Source organism: Streptomyces solincola (assembly GCF_002982015.1).
Classification (GTDB): Bacteria; Actinomycetota; Actinomycetes; order Streptomycetales; family Streptomycetaceae; genus Streptomyces; species Streptomyces solincola.
Genome location: NZ_PVLV01000717.1, coordinates 1 through 1,364, shown reverse-complemented (window position 1 = coordinate 1,364; position 1,364 = coordinate 1). Strand labels below are relative to the sequence as shown.

Annotated in this window: 1 protein-coding gene; it reads left to right on the top strand. The window is 72.6% G+C overall.

Features of this window, described 5'->3' with window-relative positions:
- Positions 1 to 3: 3 nt before the first annotated feature.
- Positions 4 to 1,364: lysine N(6)-hydroxylase/L-ornithine N(5)-oxygenase family protein (locus tag C6N75_RS29630; protein ID WP_105871916.1), on the top strand; the 1,361-nt coding region annotated here is incomplete at its 3' end.

Sequence of the window (1,364 nt, the reverse complement as noted above, 5' to 3'; positions counted from 1 at the left end):
CGGATGACCGGCCCCACCACCCCCCAGCCGCACGACCAGCCCTACGACCTCGCCGGCATCGGCATCGGCCCCAACAACCTCTCCCTCGCCGCCCTCGCCCACGGCGTCCCCGGCGGCGGCCTCGCCACCGCCTTCTACGAACAGCGCGCCGCCTTCCACTGGCACCCCGGCCAGCTCATCGACGGCACCACCCTCCAAGTCCCCTTCCTCGCCGACCTCGTCACCCTCGCCGACCCCACCAGTCCCTGGACCTTCCTCAACTACCTCCGCCAACGCGAGCGCCTCTACCCCTTCTACTTCGCCGAGCGCCTCCACACCCACCGCGCCGAATACGACGCCTACTGCCGCTGGGTCAGCGACCACCTGCCCGGCCTGCACTTCTCCCACCAGGTCGACGCCGTCCGCTGGAACCCCGAACGCGCCCTCTTCGAGATCGACCACAGCCGGCTCGGCCCCACCGGCGAGACCGAAGCCCTCGGCCGCACCCACGCCCGCAACATCGTCCTCGGCATCGGCACCGAACCCCACATCCCCGACCCGCTGCGCCCCCTCACCGAGCAGCCCACCGTCCCCGTCATCCACGCCGCCGACTACCTCCAGCACCGCGAACGGCTCCTGGCCGCCGACCACATCACCGTCATCGGCTCCGGCCAGTCCGGCGCCGAGATCTACCTCGACCTCCTGCGCCACCGCCCCGCCGGCCGCGAGCGGCTCCACTGGCTCACCCGCACCGACGCCTTCGCCCCCATGGAGTACTCCAAACTCGGCCTCGAACACTTCACCCCCGACTACACCCACTACTTCCACCAGCTCCCCGAAACCGTCCGCGACGACCTCGTCCCCCGCCAGTGGCAGCTCCACAAGGCCACCGACGCCGGCACCCTCGCCGCCATCCACGACGAGCTGTACCGCCGCACCCTCGACGGCGGCTGGCCCGACACCGTCCTCACCCCCGGCGTCCGCGTGCGCACCGCCGGCCGCCTCGCCACCACCCGCATCGAACTCCACCTCGAACACACCCAGCAAGGCACCCGCAGCCGCCTCACCACCGACGCCGTCGTCCTCGCCACCGGCTACCGCGAACGCCCGCTCGACCGCCTCCTCGCCGGCCTCGACCCCTACATGCGCCGCGACGCCCGCGAACGCCCCCGCGTCGACGCCCACCACCGCCTCGTCCTCGACCCCTCCGTCACCGGCCACGCCTACGTCCAGAACGCCGAGACCCACACCCACGGCGTCGGCGCCCCCGACCTCGGCCTCACCGCCTGGCGCAGCGCCGCCATCCTCAACCACCTCACCGGCAAGGAGCCCTACCCCCTCCCGCACCGCACCGCCTTCACCACCTTCGGCCTCACCCCCAAGAC